Annotated in this window: 18 protein-coding genes; 7 read left to right on the top strand and 11 right to left on the bottom strand. The window is 39.7% G+C overall.

Annotated features, from left to right (window positions below; translation table 11 throughout):
- Window positions 1–19 precede the first annotated feature (19 nt).
- Entirely contained in the window at window positions 20–1,027 is a 1,008-nt protein-coding gene (locus N482_RS17885) for a zinc-binding dehydrogenase (RefSeq protein ID WP_063378339.1), read from the top strand.
- Between the two features lie 594 nt (window positions 1,028–1,621).
- Here the strand turns inward: N482_RS17885 and N482_RS17880 are convergent.
- Window positions 1,622–2,158: an acyloxyacyl hydrolase gene (locus N482_RS17880; RefSeq protein ID WP_063378338.1), complete on the bottom strand. Its 537-nt coding sequence runs from the start codon at window positions 2,156–2,158 to the stop codon at window positions 1,622–1,624.
- A 234-nt stretch (window positions 2,159–2,392) separates the two neighbouring features.
- On the opposite strand from N482_RS17880, the gene N482_RS17875 reads away from it, so the two are divergent.
- The gene (locus tag N482_RS17875) at window positions 2,393–3,031 is read left to right on the top strand and encodes an ABC transporter substrate-binding protein (protein WP_063378337.1); all 639 of its coding nucleotides are present in this window, start codon (window positions 2,393–2,395) and stop codon (window positions 3,029–3,031) included.
- 96 nt (window positions 3,032–3,127) lie between these two features.
- On the opposite strand, the gene N482_RS17870 is transcribed toward N482_RS17875, so the two are convergent.
- Both N482_RS17870 and N482_RS17865 read right to left on the bottom strand, forming a co-directional pair.
- Complete coding sequence (locus N482_RS17870) at window positions 3,128–3,310, bottom strand: hypothetical protein (RefSeq protein ID WP_063378336.1); 183 nt, start codon at window positions 3,308–3,310, stop codon at window positions 3,128–3,130.
- 150 nt (window positions 3,311–3,460) lie between these two features.
- The gene (locus tag N482_RS17865; RefSeq protein ID WP_063378335.1) at window positions 3,461–4,336 is read right to left on the bottom strand and encodes a GGDEF domain-containing protein; all 876 of its coding nucleotides are present in this window, start codon (window positions 4,334–4,336) and stop codon (window positions 3,461–3,463) included.
- Between the two features lie 388 nt (window positions 4,337–4,724).
- Here N482_RS17865 and N482_RS25730 point away from each other — a divergent pair, with 388 nt between their 5' ends.
- Both N482_RS25730 and N482_RS25725 read left to right on the top strand, forming a co-directional pair.
- The gene (locus tag N482_RS25730; RefSeq protein WP_063378334.1) at window positions 4,725–4,994 is read left to right on the top strand and encodes a hypothetical protein; all 270 of its coding nucleotides are present in this window, start codon (window positions 4,725–4,727) and stop codon (window positions 4,992–4,994) included.
- Between the two features lie 95 nt (window positions 4,995–5,089).
- Window positions 5,090–5,398: a hypothetical protein gene (locus tag N482_RS25725; protein WP_063378333.1), complete on the top strand. Its 309-nt coding sequence runs from the start codon at window positions 5,090–5,092 to the stop codon at window positions 5,396–5,398.
- Between the two features lie 85 nt (window positions 5,399–5,483).
- Here N482_RS25725 and N482_RS17850 read toward each other — a convergent pair whose 3' ends face one another.
- The 4 genes from N482_RS17850 to N482_RS17835 all read right to left on the bottom strand — a co-directional run bounded on the left by N482_RS17850 (window position 5,484) and on the right by N482_RS17835 (window position 10,535).
- Window positions 5,484–6,119, bottom strand: a complete 636-nt coding sequence (locus N482_RS17850; RefSeq protein WP_063378332.1) for a hypothetical protein — start codon at window positions 6,117–6,119, stop codon at window positions 5,484–5,486.
- A gap of 184 nt (window positions 6,120–6,303) precedes the next feature.
- Window positions 6,304–8,319 (bottom strand): TonB-dependent receptor domain-containing protein, encoded by a 2,016-nt coding sequence (locus tag N482_RS17845; RefSeq protein WP_063378331.1) that lies wholly within the window; start codon window positions 8,317–8,319, stop codon window positions 6,304–6,306.
- Window positions 8,320–8,476: 157 nt separating this feature from the next.
- Window positions 8,477–9,808, bottom strand: a complete 1,332-nt coding sequence (locus N482_RS17840) for a HAMP domain-containing histidine kinase (RefSeq protein WP_063378330.1) — start codon at window positions 9,806–9,808, stop codon at window positions 8,477–8,479.
- On the bottom strand, window positions 9,795–10,535 hold the full coding sequence (locus N482_RS17835; RefSeq protein ID WP_063378329.1) for a response regulator transcription factor: 741 nt from the start codon (window positions 10,533–10,535) through the stop codon (window positions 9,795–9,797). Before N482_RS17835 ends, N482_RS17840 begins: the two co-directional genes overlap by 14 nt.
- A gap of 186 nt (window positions 10,536–10,721) precedes the next feature.
- Between N482_RS17835 and N482_RS17830 the strand changes: the two genes are divergently transcribed.
- Window positions 10,722–11,828, top strand: coding sequence for an SGNH/GDSL hydrolase family protein (locus tag N482_RS17830; protein ID WP_081228056.1), 1,107 nt, complete (start codon window positions 10,722–10,724; stop codon window positions 11,826–11,828).
- Between the two features lie 140 nt (window positions 11,829–11,968).
- Here the strand turns inward: N482_RS17830 and N482_RS17825 are convergent, their stop codons facing one another.
- The 3 genes from N482_RS17825 to N482_RS17815 form a co-directional block, all read right to left on the bottom strand.
- Window positions 11,969–12,175, bottom strand: a complete 207-nt coding sequence (locus N482_RS17825) for a hypothetical protein (RefSeq protein ID WP_063378328.1) — start codon at window positions 12,173–12,175, stop codon at window positions 11,969–11,971.
- Between the two features lie 1,010 nt (window positions 12,176–13,185).
- A complete protein-coding gene (locus tag N482_RS17820) occupies window positions 13,186–13,641 on the bottom strand; it encodes an NfeD family protein (RefSeq protein ID WP_063378327.1) in 456 nt (151 codons plus the stop codon).
- A gap of 2 nt (window positions 13,642–13,643) precedes the next feature.
- Window positions 13,644–14,597: a slipin family protein gene (locus N482_RS17815; protein ID WP_063378326.1), complete on the bottom strand. Its 954-nt coding sequence runs from the start codon at window positions 14,595–14,597 to the stop codon at window positions 13,644–13,646.
- 232 nt (window positions 14,598–14,829) lie between these two features.
- Here N482_RS17815 and N482_RS17810 point away from each other — a divergent pair, with 232 nt between their 5' ends.
- Complete coding sequence (locus N482_RS17810) at window positions 14,830–15,450, top strand: class I SAM-dependent methyltransferase (RefSeq protein WP_063378325.1); 621 nt, start codon at window positions 14,830–14,832, stop codon at window positions 15,448–15,450.
- 43 nt (window positions 15,451–15,493) lie between these two features.
- Here N482_RS17810 and nudB read toward each other — a convergent pair whose 3' ends face one another.
- Window positions 15,494–15,922, bottom strand: a complete 429-nt coding sequence (nudB, locus tag N482_RS17805) for a dihydroneopterin triphosphate diphosphatase (protein WP_063378324.1) — start codon at window positions 15,920–15,922, stop codon at window positions 15,494–15,496.
- 717 nt (window positions 15,923–16,639) lie between these two features.
- Here nudB and N482_RS17800 point away from each other — a divergent pair.
- Window positions 16,640–17,686 (top strand): tetratricopeptide repeat protein, encoded by a 1,047-nt coding sequence (locus tag N482_RS17800; protein WP_063378323.1) that lies wholly within the window; start codon window positions 16,640–16,642, stop codon window positions 17,684–17,686.
- Window positions 17,687–17,733 lie beyond the last annotated feature (47 nt).

Below are 17,733 nucleotides of genomic sequence, written 5' to 3'. Positions count from 1 at the left end.
TGCGGAGAAACGTGTAATTATGTCTATCGAAAAAGCGAATATGAACGCAATAGAATTACTAAAACCGGGTGCTGAGTTCGACTTAGTAATGACGCAGCACGCTATGCCTGAGCCAAGCAATAACGAATTGCTTGTGGCCATTGAGTACGTCGCTTTGAATCATTTAGATGCTCGTATGGCTAGAGATGGTTTTAGTCAGTGGGAATATCCACATATTCTTGGTCTCGATGCAGTTGGCACCGTAATGAAAGCGGGCAAAGGTGTATTTCCAAAAGCGGGTAGTCGGGTGCTTTTTAATGCCAATTTGGCGCAAAAAGGCATGTTAAAAGAGTTCGCTGTGGTACCAAACCATACAGTGTGTGAATTGCCTAACGATATTGCACCAGAAGTCGCTGTTATTTTACCTAATGCTGGTATGGCGGCACTTTTAGCAATAGAAAAGTTGAAACTGGAAGAAGGTGATTCGTTGGCGATTAATAGTGCACAAGGTGCTGTTGCTCATTTTGCTATTCAATATGCGAAGCAAAAGGGTGCTCAAGTGTTTGCTTTTGCTCAAAAGCAGCATCACAAAAGGCTACGTAAACTCGGTGCAGACTTCGCATTTGATTGCGAGTCAGACAATGTGTGCGATCAGGTTAAGCGCGAAATCGGTGCTGGTGGTTTTGATTGCATGTTAAATACTCCAGGCGGTGAGTCATTTATTGAAGATTTAAAGCATCTAAGGTTCTGTGGTCGTATGGCTTGCCTTAATGGCTTTGGCCATATTCCTGAGGACCTGCTTTTTGAAAAAGCGCCCAATATTGGTGTTGTCTCAATTGGTGGTGCTTGGCTTGCAAACAGCTTATGTGCACAACAGCACTTAAGTTTTATGGGACAAAAGCTGTTAGCGGATGTTACATCTGGGCAAATTAAAGTACCTGATATAGAGCTGATTGAGTTTGATGCTGATTGTGTCAAAGACGCCTTAGCTTCACTGTTAACAAGTGCAATGCAGAAGCGACCGGTCATTAAAATAGAGCATGAATAATCTAACCAAAAAGCCACGTGTGTATGTGGCTTTTTGGTCACGTTCTAGTCAATTTTCGCTTTATATCAAAACATGCAATCCAATCCCCATGGTTGTTTGGTCACAAGAGGGTGCCTTTCTACCACCTGAATACCCAACACTTTAAGAATATTCAGCACTTGTTGAAGTCCCAAGTTTTCCTGTGGTATGTCGTCTAAAATGGATCACTTTTTAAGGTTGTTAAATTGCCTCTCGTCAAATTGTTTCAAACTAGGTGAAGGTGCTGCGTAAACATCGCTAAGACACCGTCAAAACTCTGCCTAGCATTGGTGAGCAAGAGAGCGGGTGTAAAAGCTCTTCCTTTATGTACGGTTATTTATCTCCTTATATATTGAATCAAGGTATTGACTGTATTGCTTTTTATTTTCTAGAACGTTTTTTGATTTATAGTTCCCAATATAAATATAAAGCACAAAGGAATTTTATTAGCAATTAAATTGAGCATCTATTATGGCTAAAATATGAACCATTTGGTTAGGAACCCTCTGGAGTTTAATAATTGCTTTGTAGGACGAGTTGACTAACAACCCGCCCATATTAAAATTACAACGCCTATTAAAACCTTGATGAATAAGAAAGGGATAAAAAATCTAGACTAGGATTTGGGCTTTTAAACCCAGCATTAGAGTAGTTGATATACCTAAACGCCACATTAGCTTGACCGAGCTCATAAACCAGCCCAACCCTGTCTTCAAACTGATAATGGGTACTGACATTCTTCCCTGCAAATTGAGTATCTTCAAGTAAGGCAACGCCTATTCTAAATTCAACTTTCAGAGGTTTGTTGTGGTAAGTTGCGATTGGATATCTGAATACGGGCGACATGGCCAATGCAAGGTTTTGGTCGTAGTCTCCACTGTCGCCAAACCGCCAAAAATTAATATTTGATTCAAAGTAAACACTGAGATTGCGCCAGTCCTCTGGCAATAATTCATCTGCGTGGTATTCATTTGCGTGGTATTCATAAGCGAGTTTAACGCCACGTACGTCTCCTTCACCATGAATATAGTGTATGCCGTATCCATGATTGTTTGATGCCACCACGGAAGCAGGCAGTAAGAGTGAAAGAGTAAATACAGTGAACTTTTTCATAATTGATTATACCTAGTGCTTTTTGCGTATTTTCTCTCGTTCTTTTGTTGATATATGTATGAATAAACTCAGTTCATTGATGTTGATTTTGCACATATATGGTAATTATGAGATTTTACTGATAAAACTTATTGGTGCTTAATTGGAATCAATAATGTGCTAATTGATGCCTTTTGGGCGTTAAAATAAGGTGTAAAATGTAAGCTATAAAGTTTATTGATTTGGAATGCTAGTATGAAAAGCCCGTTCACTATCATTGTTTTGTTACTGTTGAGCTTAGTTACCAATGCCAAGGTGCTCGCCCAATCAAACTCTGAAGCAAGCGCTCAAGAGCCGTTTTCTGTGCTAGCTCAAAGGTTGAGCACACAATTAATAAATGGAATTGAAAGTTTAAATGCTGCACCTGAAGTTGAACGGGAAGAGTTGGCTCTACATATCGTGAGCAGTGAGCTGAGCCCTCATTTAGATCTGCGATTTTCATCCTTAAAGATGTTGGGTAAACACGTGCGCCACCTAGATCAACAACAAATGGCAGAATTTACAGGACTGATAGAAAGCCAGCTTATCAAGATGTATGCAAAAGTACTGATTGAGTATCAAAATTCAGAGATAGCGCTTCATACCTTACAAACTAATAAGGGTCGTAAATTTGCAGAAGCTGCGATTCAAATCAATAGAGCCAGTCAAAGCGATACACAATTGATTCTCAAATTTAGACAAAGTGAAACAGGCCAATGGCGCATATATGACGTAGTTTCTAGGCAGGTGTCACAGTTAAGTGTAAAACGTCAAAGCTTGGTACTTAAAATAAGTGAAGTAGGTTTCGAGCAGCTAAACCAAGAGCTGCGCTTAAGGAAGCAAAATCAAATTTAACAACCAAAAGCGCAGGAGTTACGGTTATAAAGGCTTTTTGACATAGGTCATACAACAGTACCAATGTGGCTTAAGCCCTTTACAAGCGTTGGTTTGTTATTTTGGAACACAGCCTTGCCAACCGCCTTCGGTATAGCAAATAACAGGGTTTGAAGGCCTACATTGTGGGAATACAGAGTACTCTTTACCGCCGCCTGCAACTTGCGGTGTTGCTTGGTTAGCTAGTTGGTTGCTCTCATTTAGTTTTTTCAGGTTTTTCTTTTTTAATTGTACTTTCATTTTTTTATTTCCTTATGCCAGATAAACTGCTCTTACAGATTAGTGTTGCGTATTTTAAAAGTAAACTAAAATATTTATTTATATTTTAAAATATAAAATTTAAGTTTCTTTTCAAAAAATAAAAGTATAATTTTCATAGGTGTCTGCATTCTATTTAGAAAACTCATTTTCTTGCTTTCTCTGATGTTTGTTTTGATAAAGTGCTTTACCTGCTTGCTTTAACAGTGTTTCAACAGAGGTGTTAGCAGTAATTTCACAAACACCAAAACTCATTCCTAAAGAAACTGAGCCCATAGTTAATTTACTGGGCACTAAGTTTTGTATTCTCTCAATAAATGTGTAGGCATTTTCTTCATTCATACTTGGCAATAAAAGCATGAATTCGTCGCCACCCAAGCGAAATAGCTTGTCATTACGGCGTGTATATTCATTAATTAGTTTAACAAAACTGACGAGCATTTCGTCGCCAACACCGTGACCCAGTTTATCGTTTAGCATCTTAAAATTATCGAGGTCTATCATTATGATAGAGCAAACCTGAGAATATCGGCTTACACACTCTGATTCTAGTTCTACTTGTTCAACCAATGTTCTTCGGTTAAGCGCGCCTGTTAGCGGGTCTTTTACTGCCACACTTTCCGCAATTATGATGGCATCGTTGTAAGTTTTTACTATGACTGCACATAGCATCATAACGAGGCACGACGACATCGCAGATCTTAAAGCAAGCTCAACATCAAGCTGTAAAAAACCAAGGTAGGTGAGAACTATCCAGAACCCACAGGTTATTACGCAAGCCATTTTAAATGGGAACATCATAAACATACCGACCAGAAAGGCTGGTAACCAAATGACGGAAATGATTGGCGATTGTATGGATAAATATATCAACATAGCGCCTTCAATTGCACAAATTAAAAAGCACTTCCAGACACTCAGCTTACCTTGAATTAATCGTGCGGCCGTTAAAAATAGGACGGCAATGATGATAACTACAGCCAAGCCTAATGCGTACTTTTGTTGCATCACATAATGAATAGGGTAGTAGCATAAAAATGCGGATGTGAGCAGCAAAAGGTAAGCTGCGTAAATAGGGTAGCGATTTATTAATATGGGGTTGTGCCTTAGTCAAAGCACCAAAACGTTCTTTTAATTTCAAAGTTGAGATTGGCCGTATAGTTATGAATTTGTAGCTTTCTTTAATTGTAAAACACAAAAATAATTCATCAACTATAAGTGCTAAATGAATAAATTAAATATTTTGAAGAAGTCATTATTGCCGTATAGGTACAAAGACTACGCTTGGTATGTGTATTTTTTTGGATGATGCATTTTATATACTATATTGGTTGTGTTCTAAGCTGTTTTTGCTCTCGCGATTCTGCGAAAGTAAAAACAACATAGGACATACAACATGAAGGTTAACAAATGGCACCTTAAGGCTGTTGCAATTGCATCTTGTATTGCCTTTAACGGAGATACTATTGCGGCCAGTTTAAAAGATGAATACAAGTCATCATCGCCATATACAGGTCGAAGTGTCGAAGACGATAAGCTAATCTGCTTACCGTCAAGTTCTCGAACTTACTTCAGTATTGGTGATACGAATAACGTGAGCAGTATCGCGATAACAACGGGTTATGGATCTGGAAACTTAATCCTGTACACTAAAAGTGGAGGGTGACCTCGCTTAGATGGAAGTGACTCAAGTTCAGTAAGGGCTGGCAACTCAGAATGTATTGTAATTCGTAACCCCAATAACCATTATCTGGTAATGGTTTGTATACCTACTGGCTTGAATACCGAACTACAAACCGTAATTATCCTGATACTAAAAATGGTGTATTGATTAACCTACAGGGGTATTTTGAAAACGATAACGACAAACGGTTTTGGAAAACGACCTCTTATCTGTTGGATATGACACCGAGTTCTAAAACTCTGAGATGGTGGGGAGATGATCAAACTGATTCTGAGCTACTCATCGGACAAACATACACAGATAACTGGTGTGGGTTTAGGATTACGACTGTCGGAAAAGGTGGCACAGATGGCACGTGGATTGAAGTGAAAATCGACCTACTTTAATGAGTTCTGACAGCAAGTAACTTTGATTGGTCACTTGCTGTATTTGCGTTTGAAACATGAGAGCCTTGCGCGGCACTTGATTTGTTTATTGTAGTTGTGAGTCAGTTGCTTGTACTTTTTGTGTGGGTTCGGTTTGCCAAGAAAATCGCCCATCATACGTTTGGCACTCTGTTACAGTGTTTTTTGCATCTGCGACATAAATTTGATTGGTTTTTGAAGCTGGGTAAGTGAAATACTCACTACATTGTGCACTTTGTCCCGGTCCGACAACTACCTCAGTGCCAGCCTTTAATTTACAGCTAACTAACATGTCTAAAGGAGAGTAACTAGGGCAGATGACATTCTCTCTACGATACTTTGATATAGAGCCCAACGGCTTATTAAAAGTCCACCATTTACCGAGTTTTGAACCATTATACTCACTGTTCCATGCACGCCATATCGTAACATCCTCTCTGGCAATAAACACCTGAGCAGTACACAGACCACCTTTACCAATAGGCTGAACGACGCCTTTTGGGATCTGTGCATTGGTGAGCAGCGTTAGGTTGTTATGTTGTTCGACTTGGCCTGCACAGTGCGCAGTAATTTGCTCTTTGTTAACCTTTTGAGAGGTTAAATCGGTTGCTGCACATGCAGATAGAAAAATCGCCCCGATAGCAATAATAAAAACCTTGATTGAGGGATGTTTGTCACTAGTGACATGGACTTTGTGCTGCATGTATTGTTCCTTTATTTAAAATACTAAAAGGAATTTTAGTATGCCTGATTACAAATGTATCTTTCAACGTATTACAGCAAATAGCTCACCGAAATAAGGTTTCAAGATTTACACAGTCTGATGGCTAGAGAATTTACTGGAAGTGTTAGTGGGGCAGACCTATCTAGCCCCACTAAAGCTTAGATTACAACTGCCAAGTAATTGTGGCCCGAATGTCTCTACCTGGTTCTGCTACGCCTGTATCAATTGGTCCGAGCGCTGCATAAGTTGCATGATCATAGTAAAATTTGTCAAAGATGTTTTTAACAGCAACATCCAGTTTTACTTTTTCATCGTTTGTTATATACCAAGTTGCCTTTAGATCATGCACACTATAGCCGACTTTTTCTGGGAGCTGTGTATTGTCCCAAACGTACGTACCTGCGTCATCTAGCCTTTTAACAAAACGCGCTTGCCATGCAACTTCAAGTACATCAGTTACAGTGTAATCAACACCTAACGTTAAAGTATCACCAACGGAGGTACCAATTGACCAGTCTTGGTCTGAAATTGCAGTCCCTACAAGAGCTGGATTAATGTGAGACTTCCATTTTGGTCTGCTACTATTGTAAGCAAAAGAAACAGCTGCTTGGTCAAAGCTATAGCGACCATTGATGTTAAAGCCTTTGTTTTCTAAATCCCCCACGTTACTGAACAAATATGGTGATTGTGATTCTAAGTTTTTAGCGGTAGAGACTGCATCGTCAATGGTAGACTGAAAAACGTCTGCTTGGACTACTAGGTTATCGCCTAAGTATTTAAAGCCGAGCTCGACATTTTCTGCCACTTCTTTACGCATATTTTTATCATTGTCATAGTAACCAAGTACAAATAACTCTTTTACTTTTTGACCACGAATCGCTTTTGCATAGCCTGTATTTACAGAGAACTCTTGTGTGATTTCATAGGTTAAATTGAGATTTGGACTAAAGCCGCTTGAATCGAAGTCTTGTTTGTTGTCGTCAGTTAGTTCATATTTATCGAAGCGAACACCGGCACTAACCTGAAACTGGTCTGTTACTTGAAAGTAATCCTGTATATAGAGCCCGTATACCTTACCTTCTTCCACACCTGAAAGTTCGTAAACTAACCCTTGATCTTCAAGCATTGCTTCATCACTTCGATAATCAAGCCCTGCAACTATCTTGTGAGCGTCAAAAATTGATGTATTGCGTGCGTCAAACCCAGTTGAGTCATATTCAGCAAAATAAGTGTTTTGAGCTACATTACCTGCTCGGTCTTTTCCTTTTGGATGTGTGTGCGTGATCGAGTTCTGTGTTCTGTAAGCACTTACCTCAAGGTCGATTAAGTCGCCTTTCGGCGTATAATAGTAGTTTAGTGTACTGGTGCTTCGTTCGCTTTCTTGTGCCAGTGGGAAGTTCTTTTTGCTTGGATGCCAATGTGCTCGTAATAAGCGTGTGCCATCATCATGACGAATATCGTGACTAAAGCTAAATGATTGTGAGCTAGTTAAGTCACCACTAATTTTGGCAAATCCAACTTCTTGCTCAGACGCCGAGTACGGAATTTCTTTGTCTTGGCCATCTTTCATATCTTTGGTATCTCGTTTGATCAAAGATACAAGCACATCAATGTCGTCGGTCGCTCTGCCATATAGCGTAGAGCTGGCTTTAAACCCATCACTATTTCCGTAGTAACCTAGTTTGAAAAGTGCACCGAAACGCTCATCTGGTGCAAGTAAGTCGTCAGCACTTTTTGTTTTGAATCGAAGGGCTCCGCCTAAAGCCCCTGAACCTGAGGTCGCGTCTCCAGCACCCGCAACAACATCCACTTGTTTCAAAAGCTCAGGTTCAATCGATAAACGACCTTGGTGGTGGAATAAGTAGCCGGCTTGCAATGCGCCGTCAATACTGACGTTTAGCATGGTATCTTCAAGGCCTCGAACGTAAATTTTTTGTGCAATGGGGTTTGAACCACCAACAGAGACTTGAGGCAGGGACCTAAAAATATCTGATAAGTCATTGGCTTGAAGCTGTGTGAGATCAGTTTGGTCTATGATCATGTCTGCATCAGACACTTTACCGTGTACTTCGATGACTTCGATTTTTTGTTGTTGATCGTCTGCGAAAACGACTGGTGAACTGACCGTTGCGCAAGCTACGGCAAGCGCAAGTGCTGAGCGAGAAAAACCAAACTGCATTGGTATGTTCCTTTATCTTAAATGAAAATAGTTATCAATACGATGCGTATTATTCACGAAATCGGTGGAAACCAAAGTACTTTTACAACTGTTACATTTGCTGTGACACTTCAGCTTTTGCCATGTTACTCACTCAAATTTATCGAGTGACAAGAGATCAAAGTAGAATCAAAATACATAAACCTGAATTGGGCATATTTTTCGCGTATATCCTGCCGTTTATTCGCTCCATTTGTCTTTTACACAGTGCCAACCCCAGCCCAAAAGAGTGGCTGTCTGGTTGTGTATGTGAATATCGATGACTGCGATAAAAAGGCTGAAAAATGCTTTCAAGCTCATCGTTTGGCACGCCTGGTCCATCATCCCAAATTGCGAGTTGGTTGCTTTGATATTGAATATTGATGTACTGCGTTGCGTACCGGCTGGCATTTCTTAAAACATTTTCAATTACTTGGCCTAGTACTCTTGCATCAGAGGTGACTTCTTTAGATTCAGGCAGCAATAAGTTAAATTCGATTTGGGGTGCTTCGAACTTGACTTCTTCAACGATGCATTCGACTAAATCGACTAAATCGAAGTTGGCATTATCAGTGTTTGGACAAAAACGCTCATTCTCAAGCCATGTTAGGGTGAGCGTATTTTCGGCAAGTTCTCGCATTGTAGCTGTGTTTTTTGCAACACGTTCTAGCATCTCAGTCTCTGAGAGCCCTGATTTATGACAATCTATAGCGGTTTCTATCCGTGCGATAGGAGTACGTATTTCATGAGAAAAATCAGCAATGAACTGCCTTTGGGCTCGGATTGTATTTGCCGTACAGTCCGCCATTTTGTCAAAGGTTGCGGCGATATGTTTAAATTCAGCGTCTCTGCTTGAGATGCTGTTTCCAATTCGGCTATCTAAGTTTCCTTCAGCGAACGCTCGCGTTGTTTGCTCGAGCTGCTTGAGTGGTTTCATGATTGCGCGGTATAGGACTAAACAGATCCCAGCGAGCACAACTAAAGGGATCCCAAACTGCAATAGGATATAAGTTACGCGCCAGTAATTACCAGGGCGCATGCTGTTCGGAAGTTGAATAATAAAGTGTGTACCGTCCTCAGCAAATGGAATATCCATCACTGGGTTTCGTGCAAAGTAAAGGTGAATTTTCCAGCTGACATCGCGGCCAAGTACAAATTCATCCAGATAGTATTGTTTTAAGTGAGTGCCAGCCAGTGGTGTTAAGTCGCGTTTAACAATGGCTACCCACGTATTATGTTCTTGCTCTATTTGCTTGACGTATTTACTTAGGGCATCCATTTCACCATTTAGATACAGTTGTTCAGCTTGAACGCCTATTTTAAGCAGTGTTTGCTGATCTTCTGTCTTAATCTGACTCATTCTAAACTCGGTATGGTTTACAAGGTAGTCAATAACACCAAATAAGATAATCGAGCCCACTATCACAAGTGCACAGAGACGAAAAAAGTAGGATGCGTTAAAGTGCAACATGCAGTTTGTAACCTTTTCCATGTACGGTGCTGATTGACTCAGCGCTTAAACCAACAGCCACTAGCTTTTTGCGAAGTCGACTGAGGTGCATGTCTAAACTTCTGTCATAACGGCTAAACTGGCGCTCTAGTACACTTTGGTATAGAAAGGCTTTACTTAATGTTTCATTGTGATTTTGTGCCAATTGCCACAGTAGCTTAAATTGAATCGCGGTAATGTCGACGGGTTCTGATTTAAAGTAAGCTTGCTGCTGTTGTCTATCTAGATGAAGGTCTAAAAGGGTTATTTTAAATGGTGTTTTAGCCTGAGAGTGCAATGCATGTACGCGTCTCAAAATAGCTTCGATACGCAGTACTAACTCATCAAGATTGAAAGGCTTGGATAGATAATCATCAGCTCCCAAACTTAGCCCTTTAATACGTTCTTGCTCTGCACCACATGCCGAAAGTATGAGTACCGGGGTGTGTTTCACTTTTCTAAGTTGCGCTAGAATTTCGTACCCTTCCATGGTTGGCAGCCGTATATCTAATATTATTAAATCGTAGTCGATAGCCAATGCTTGGCTAAGCCCTTGTTCTCCATCGTGGATACAGTCCACCTGATAGCCTCTATTGCTCAACAATGCGCAAACTTGTTGATTGAGTGTGATGTCATCTTCTACGACTAATATACGGTTGTTCACTGGCAAGGGTCTTCTAAAATGAGAATGATTGTATTTTATAGCCATCGTTATTGTCTTTACAATAGTGACATGGTCGAGGAATGAACAGATGTGTGTTGTATGAATTTATTTCAAACCCTAGTAACTAAAGTAGTTGTAATGAATTGTATAGAAGCGGTGAGTATTTAAGTCTCGTTCGCTTAGTGGCAAAAAAAGTACAGTTTTGGATACAACAACATTAAGGAATGACACATGTTAAGGTTACTTTCAAGCAAGCTATCTACGGTGGTATTTATAACGAGTATTATCGGCACACTTTTTCCACTCACAGTTATTGGTAAAAATTATCAAGCTACACACCATGCAATTGTCTATGAGGGTAGAGTTAGTAAGCATTACGGTAAAGGACAGGTTGAGTTTAACTGGCCAGGTACTCAACTCAGAACAAAGCTAATCGGCAAGTCGTTAAAAATGACAATGGCAGGATATGGCGATCAGTTTGATGTACTTGTGGATGGCAAATTTCACAAACGCTTAGTCACTAACCAAGACGGTAATTTTGAAGAGCATATTGTTTACGAACAAAGTGAACCGAAAGCTGTTTCAATAGAGATAGTTAAGCGTTGGGAAAACTATACTAATAATACTAAGGTACTGAGCTTCAGTGCAGGTGGTCGAATAGAAGGTATTTGGCAGCAGCAACCTCACATTTTATTCATTGGTGACTCTATCAGCGCTGGGTTTGGCAGTGAGTCGGATAAGCGACAGTGTACATGGAGTGAAATCGTTGACAGCAGCAACGCTCGCGTAGCTTTTCCATTTGTAACAGCCGCTCAATTAGAAGCCAGTTTCACCCAAGTTTCTTATTCAGGTCTTGGTCTAATACGCAATTGGAATGGCAATGACAGTCACCATGATTTACGGACATATTATGACAAGGTTTCGGCAGTTTTTGGAGACGATCAAGGTTATGAAGATACCCACCCTGATTTAATTGTCTTGGAAGTAGGGACGAATGACTTTAGCACAGATCCGCAACCTCATGAACCATGGGAGAATATTCAAGAAGTGAAGGCAGAATGGATAAATACAATGGTGGAGTTTACGAACACACTTCGCTATCGTTACCCTAATGCGCCAATTGTTTTTATGCCAAGGCCAGCGTACCCCTATGACTTTATTATTCCAGCAACATTAGAAGCTAAGTCAAGATTAGAAGAAGAGGGAGTTGAGCAGTTATATTCACATTCGTTTATCTCACCCTTTGAAGGATGTATCTGGCATCCAACTCGCGCTGAGCATTTAGATATTGCGACAAAGCTCAGTAAATTTATTAGTCAGCATGAGCTACTAGAGTAGTTTAATATATTGGCCAATTCCAGTGCTATTGTGTGATGTGGTTTTGGCCAACTTGCTGTTGTAATTATGCTTAGCTTATAAACACACTAACGGTTTTTCGAAATATATTTTTCCAGCATTAATGGCATCCGAATATTTGATTATGAGCTTAAGCTTTTGCTCATCTGAAAGGTCATTAAAACCGGACATAACCTCAGAAGCTGTGGTGTCGTCAAAATACCCCACGCAATACTTGCATCTAAAGTACTCAATGAGTGTGTAAACATCTCGTTTTGTATGACAGTCTCATCGTCTTGCTCATAAGCTTCTGTCGTGATTATGGGTTGTTGTTCTTTAAGTTGGTTCATGAGTTGTTTGAATTCTTTCGTCTAGACTGCCAATTGCTTGGCAATTTCCGTCTGCATGTATTCATGCAATATTGGATTGGGTGAAGTGTCGCACTGTGTATATTCTCTCGTACTGTTACACCGATTTTTTCTAGGTGTTACGAGCCGCCTATTTCTTTTGAATTATTACTATGGCAGCCGGAGCACAGGTGAAACATCTGTAGTCCAGCTACAAAGTCAACGGCCAAATACAAACCAATTAGTGAACGCTGCATGTCGCGCTTACCGCTTTGCTTCTTATTTAGATGAGTTGTCCGCGTAAACACTTGAACAAGAGCTGCCTGAAAGGCCGATACTCAAGTAAGAGTCAGATGTTTCGTCTCGCAGCTGTTCTTTTTTGGTTTGGTCACTTGTGCTACAGGTTTTAATTACCCCAGAAGCACTCTTAGCGAAGATATGCACAAAACTACATAGTCAATGATAGATAAGATTTGGCGACTGTCGCTAGAGTTTCTTGCTATGCCAAGCGAACCTTTAATAGTTGTGCCTGTCACTTCTACGTTACTCGTATACTTGTACCCCGCATGAGCAGATAAAGACGCTGGCAAATAACCATGCTTGCGAACAATTTAGTAGCTAAAGATGTCAATTTCATAAGTTACTTTTTCCTTAAAATATAATGTCCATTTGGCGGTCTCTATGTACCTAAAAAAAACCCTTCCTGCGTTAAACTGTTGTTAAATCATTCTTAAATTTTGCTTTAATCTATTTTTGAACATATTGATAATTGGAGCTGCCTGACTTTTACCACGAGATTTAAATAAAAAGTCTACTAATAGCTGAGATTGAAAAGAGTAAGTTTTAAGGGGCGTTATATTTTTAGTGTCGAGAGTAGTCGGGTTAAGCGTTAACTATTGTGCATTGATAATAGGGGATGAAGTGACAAAGTTATTGCAATGAATAAGACGCGAGCAATAATTCTGCTCGCATTTTTTTGCACAAGCGCAGTCATAATTTATTGTAAGAGGTCGTTACTCTGATTTTTCAACCCATAGTACGCCTACTGACTTTTCAATCACTTTGACGAGTGTGCCTTTTGGAATGTCTGATTTGCTTTTTACTTGCCATTCAATACCCGAGTATTGGTAGTAAACTTGGCTATCAGCATTCAGGTCTTGCTCTAGTGCAAACTGCAGGTCGGCAAAATCGCTATTGACTGACTTTAACTCTTGTTGCTCTTGCATATTTTTTAAAGGCTTCCACAAAACTACTGCCAATAAAGTGGTTATCAAGGCATTGATCCAAAGCGCATTTAGTAACGTCGGTTCAAAAACCTCAAAGTGCATGAATGTGCCACTAATAATTAAAGATAAACCCAAGAAAAATAGTACAAAAGTGGCAAAGCCCAAAACTATGACTTCGACACATAGCGCTATTAGACCTACGACAATAAGCGTTTGAGGTAAGTTGCTAGATAAAAGCTCCATATTTAGCTACTTTTTTTGCTATTTAAAGTGTTAATGATAGACATACCTTGTGCAACCAGCGAGCTTGCATCTGTGGCATTATCAGGAAGCAAAACGACTGATGACTCTTTTGCAATGGCTTCTTTTGCTGAAATGGCCTTTGTGGCTAGGTCAAGTTGGATTGCTTTTTGACCTTCGTCTGTGTTTGCGGCTTCACCAACCTTTTTAAGTGCATCAGCCTGTGCTTCCGCAACCGCGATGATGGCCTTTGCTTCACCCTCGGCTTTAAGAATTTGTTCAGTTTTTTCTGCTTCTGCGGCTAATACTTGTGCTTGCTTTTTACCTTCTGCGACATTAATGGCTGCTTGTCTATCACCTTCGGACTCAAGGATTTGTGCACGTTTAACACGCTCTGCTTTCATTTGTGCTTCCATTGCCTCCATAACAGAGTTTGGCGGTACAATGTCTTTAATCTCATAACGTAATACTTGAATACCCCAAGGATCTGACGCCGCGTTTATGGCCGCTACGATGTTGGTGTTGAGCAGGTCCCTCTCTTCAAAGGTTTTATCAAGCTCCATTTTACCTAGCTCGCTTCTCATGGTTGTTTGCGCAAGCTGTGTCACCGCAAATACATAGTCATCGACTCCATATGTCGCTTTATATGGGTCTAACACTCTGAAATATAAAACACCGTCAACTACAAGAGAGATATTATCTCTAGTAATCGCTGATTGAGAAGGTACATCTGTAGCCTGTTCTTTTAAACTACGATTTGCTGCCACGCGATCGATAAAAGGGATTATGAAGTTAAGGCCTGCTTCTTTGGTTGACTGGTATTTTCCAAATCGCTCAATTATCCAAGCTCTATTTTGAGGAACAAATATAATTGAGCCTCTTAAAATGATGATCACAAAGATTAATATTATGGCTTCTACTGAAAAAAGTAGCTCTAAAATAGTGGATACTGGGTCCATGTTAATAACTTCCATTTAGTTCTTCTGAGTGCATAACATAGCACGTCGTGTATAAAAGTAGAACGAAGTTGGGTTAGGATTACCAGTTGTTGGGGGTAATTTGTATTAATATAGCTAATAATCGGTGGAGTTGTTCATCATGAAATTGGGATATTTAACTGTCATATTCTTGTTATCCTAATTACCTATCATGAATACAGTGAGCAAACCTAAAAAAGGAAGCATTGGCACTATGGCAACGCAATATTATGAAACCAATGCGTTGGAGCTGGCAAAAATATACCAGTCTCACTGTTTTGAATCTTTACACGCGAATTGGCTAACACATTTAGAACCTTTCCTATCTATCAAAGGAATGACCTTCCTTGATATCGGTGCAGGCGCAGGCCGAGATGCAAAGTTTATTGCTGAAAACGGTCATCAAGCGAAGGTAGTAGCAGTAGAACCGGTAAGCTCCTTAAATCGACTTGGGCAGGCCTATACAAGAGATTTATCAATTGATTGGTATAGAGACCAATTACCATGCTTGTATACAGTAAAAAAACACTACGAACAGTTTGACGTCATTTTGGTAAGTTCTGTATTTAACTTCTTAGACGAGAATACCAGTATTCAGGCACTGTTGACGATACGGAATTTGCTTAAGCCAAAAAGCCTATTCATAGTTAAATTGCGCCACTGCAATGACAGTACAGAGTTAAAGAAAAGAGGATTGGTCAATATTGAGGCGGTTAAGTTAACTGAAATGGCAAAGAATGCTGATTTAGTTTGTGAAGAGATAACAGAAAGTGAGGTTGATGCTCAGGGCCGCCAACATACAACTTGGCAAACTATACTATTTAGACCTATTTAAACTGTGCTTGCTGGGCGTGGCAAAGCACGCTTAGCATGCTTGATCATATGGCTAATATTTCTTTTCGATTACTCTCTGACCACACTTTCTTAGCTGCTTCACTTTGAGTTAACCATATAAAGTCAGTGTGTTCTTCAGCGCAGAGCTGGATTTTAGTTTGGCTAGGTACACATATACTGAAAACGTGCTCAGTATTTATAGTTGCGCCTTCAACATACCTGTGTCGCCACTGCGGTCGAATTTCATAGTGGTTTTCGGTGTTATGTTGTTTGATTTCTATTTTCAGTGCTTTGGCGTCGATCCCTGTTTCTTCCTTAAGCTCTCTGTAAGCAGTGTCTATAGATAATTCACCGCAATCTATTCCACCCGTTACCGATTGCCAAAATTCACTGTCATCTTCTCTTTGCAATAACAAGAATTGTTTTTCTTCATTATAAATAACAACAAGCACTGAAGCTGGTTGGCGTAGCATAGTCCAATCCTGATGGTTTCTTGAATACAAATATAGTGTACCAAATTGGTACGAAAGCGCGTGGTTTTTTGATTAGTTCGGAAAGTAATAGATTAAAAGCTGAGCGACAGACAAAAAAAAGGCAGGCAAAACGCCTGCCCAATCTCCAAAAGCAACAATCTGTGCCAAGGAAATACCCAATAAACCAACATCCTTATCAGTAAGCTCTACTTCTCGGGAGTTCTAGGAGGCACTTAAAACTAAGTGTAGTCTCCAAAGGAACGACATCATCGTACACTTATGTTTTTTATTTGTAAACATATTTGGGGTAAAAAATTTAACATGTAATTTGAATGTTTAAAATGTATACAAATTTGTTTGTTTTATGTTTTTATTCATATTATATATTTAAACTTTAATATTTACAGTAATATATAAATTTTCGACATCTAAGCCTTTATTAGTTCCTGAAAAAGAATTTTTACATTGATGTTTTTAATTGTATGAAAACTATGGTTTTGAAAGGTGCGTTGATTTTGTTCTGAAACTTTAGATTGAAGAGGAATATCATTATTTGTTAACAAATTGTATGTTTCTTTGTGGTGTGAGGGTTGACGCTCAAAAGTATTGCGCAGTTGTTAGCGATAATACTTCGAGTATAAAAATCCCTTTTGATTAGCTTGGAATTAGTGGCTTTATATACCATGCTTAATCGGGCGTTAGAAAGATTTCAGCGATATGCTAGTAGCGATTTGGTTATCAGTCACAGTGGCTTTGTCGCCAAGTGAAATGTTTAAAACATTAAACCAGCTTAAAGAGCTTAACAGGAAAAACCCGTCTCAAGCTGCTGAGTTGTTCAACTCCGTCAAGGAGCGGCTACCTAGAAAGCCGAGCCGGGGCTTATACGAGCTTTATCGTATTGGTTTGGAGTCGGGGGTGCGGGTGCAAGATGCTGAAATTGTTAACGGCATTCTAACTGTGCTGGCCTCGAAGCCATGGCAGAATATGGTTGAGGGTGGTGAGCTTGATATAGTCAGCTCACTTGCGATTTATCACCGACGTATTCATGATTATAAGCACGCTGAATTGCTAAATGAGTGTGCAATTTCTTACGCTACTGATCCTAAAGAATTCGCAAGAGTTGCAAACAATATGGCTGTTGTTTATCGATATAGTGATCAACTTCCAAAAGCGAGTAAAATTCTAAAGGAGTCTTTGCTATTAGCTGATGACAGAGAAATCATTGCAAACATCAAAAACAACCTTGGTAATATTTTCTTTGATCAAAAAAAATATCGCAACGCACAATTAATGTATAGGCGTGCATTTAGATATCATTCAGAGGTTGGTCAGTCGGTCTATGCCGCTGGTACGGGGATTAACTTGCTCAACACTCAAATATTTTTGGGAGATTGGCAAAGCTTTACAAGGTATAAAAGCTCCGTAGCGCTGGAAATTAAGGCGAGCAATCAGCCTGTATTTAATGCGTTTTTCATGTGGCAGCAATTACTGTTCGACTTTGTACAACACGGCACTCAACCTTCTAGCGAAACATTAAGTCAATTAATTGATTCTATACCATTGTTGCTAAAGAGTGAATTGGGGCCATCTTTAGAATTATATACAAAGCTGTACAAAAGCCAGCAGCTTCAACAAGCGTTACAAGAACAGCTTAAGAAAACACCAAATATCAAAGATATAGAAAATCCAACAGGGGTGAGAGTAGAGCTGAGTAAATGGTGTTCCCATAATTCAGTAGCGAAAAAGTATTTTTCAGATTATTAAATTTATTTGTATTTGGTTAAATAAAAGTCAATACTTTAGTTTCCGTA

This window comes from Pseudoalteromonas luteoviolacea NCIMB 1942 (assembly GCF_001625595.1).
GTDB lineage: Bacteria > Pseudomonadota > Gammaproteobacteria > Enterobacterales > Alteromonadaceae > Pseudoalteromonas > Pseudoalteromonas luteoviolacea_A.
The sequence above is the reverse complement of the archived record's forward strand: the minus strand, read 5'-3'. Positions and strand labels throughout refer to the sequence as shown.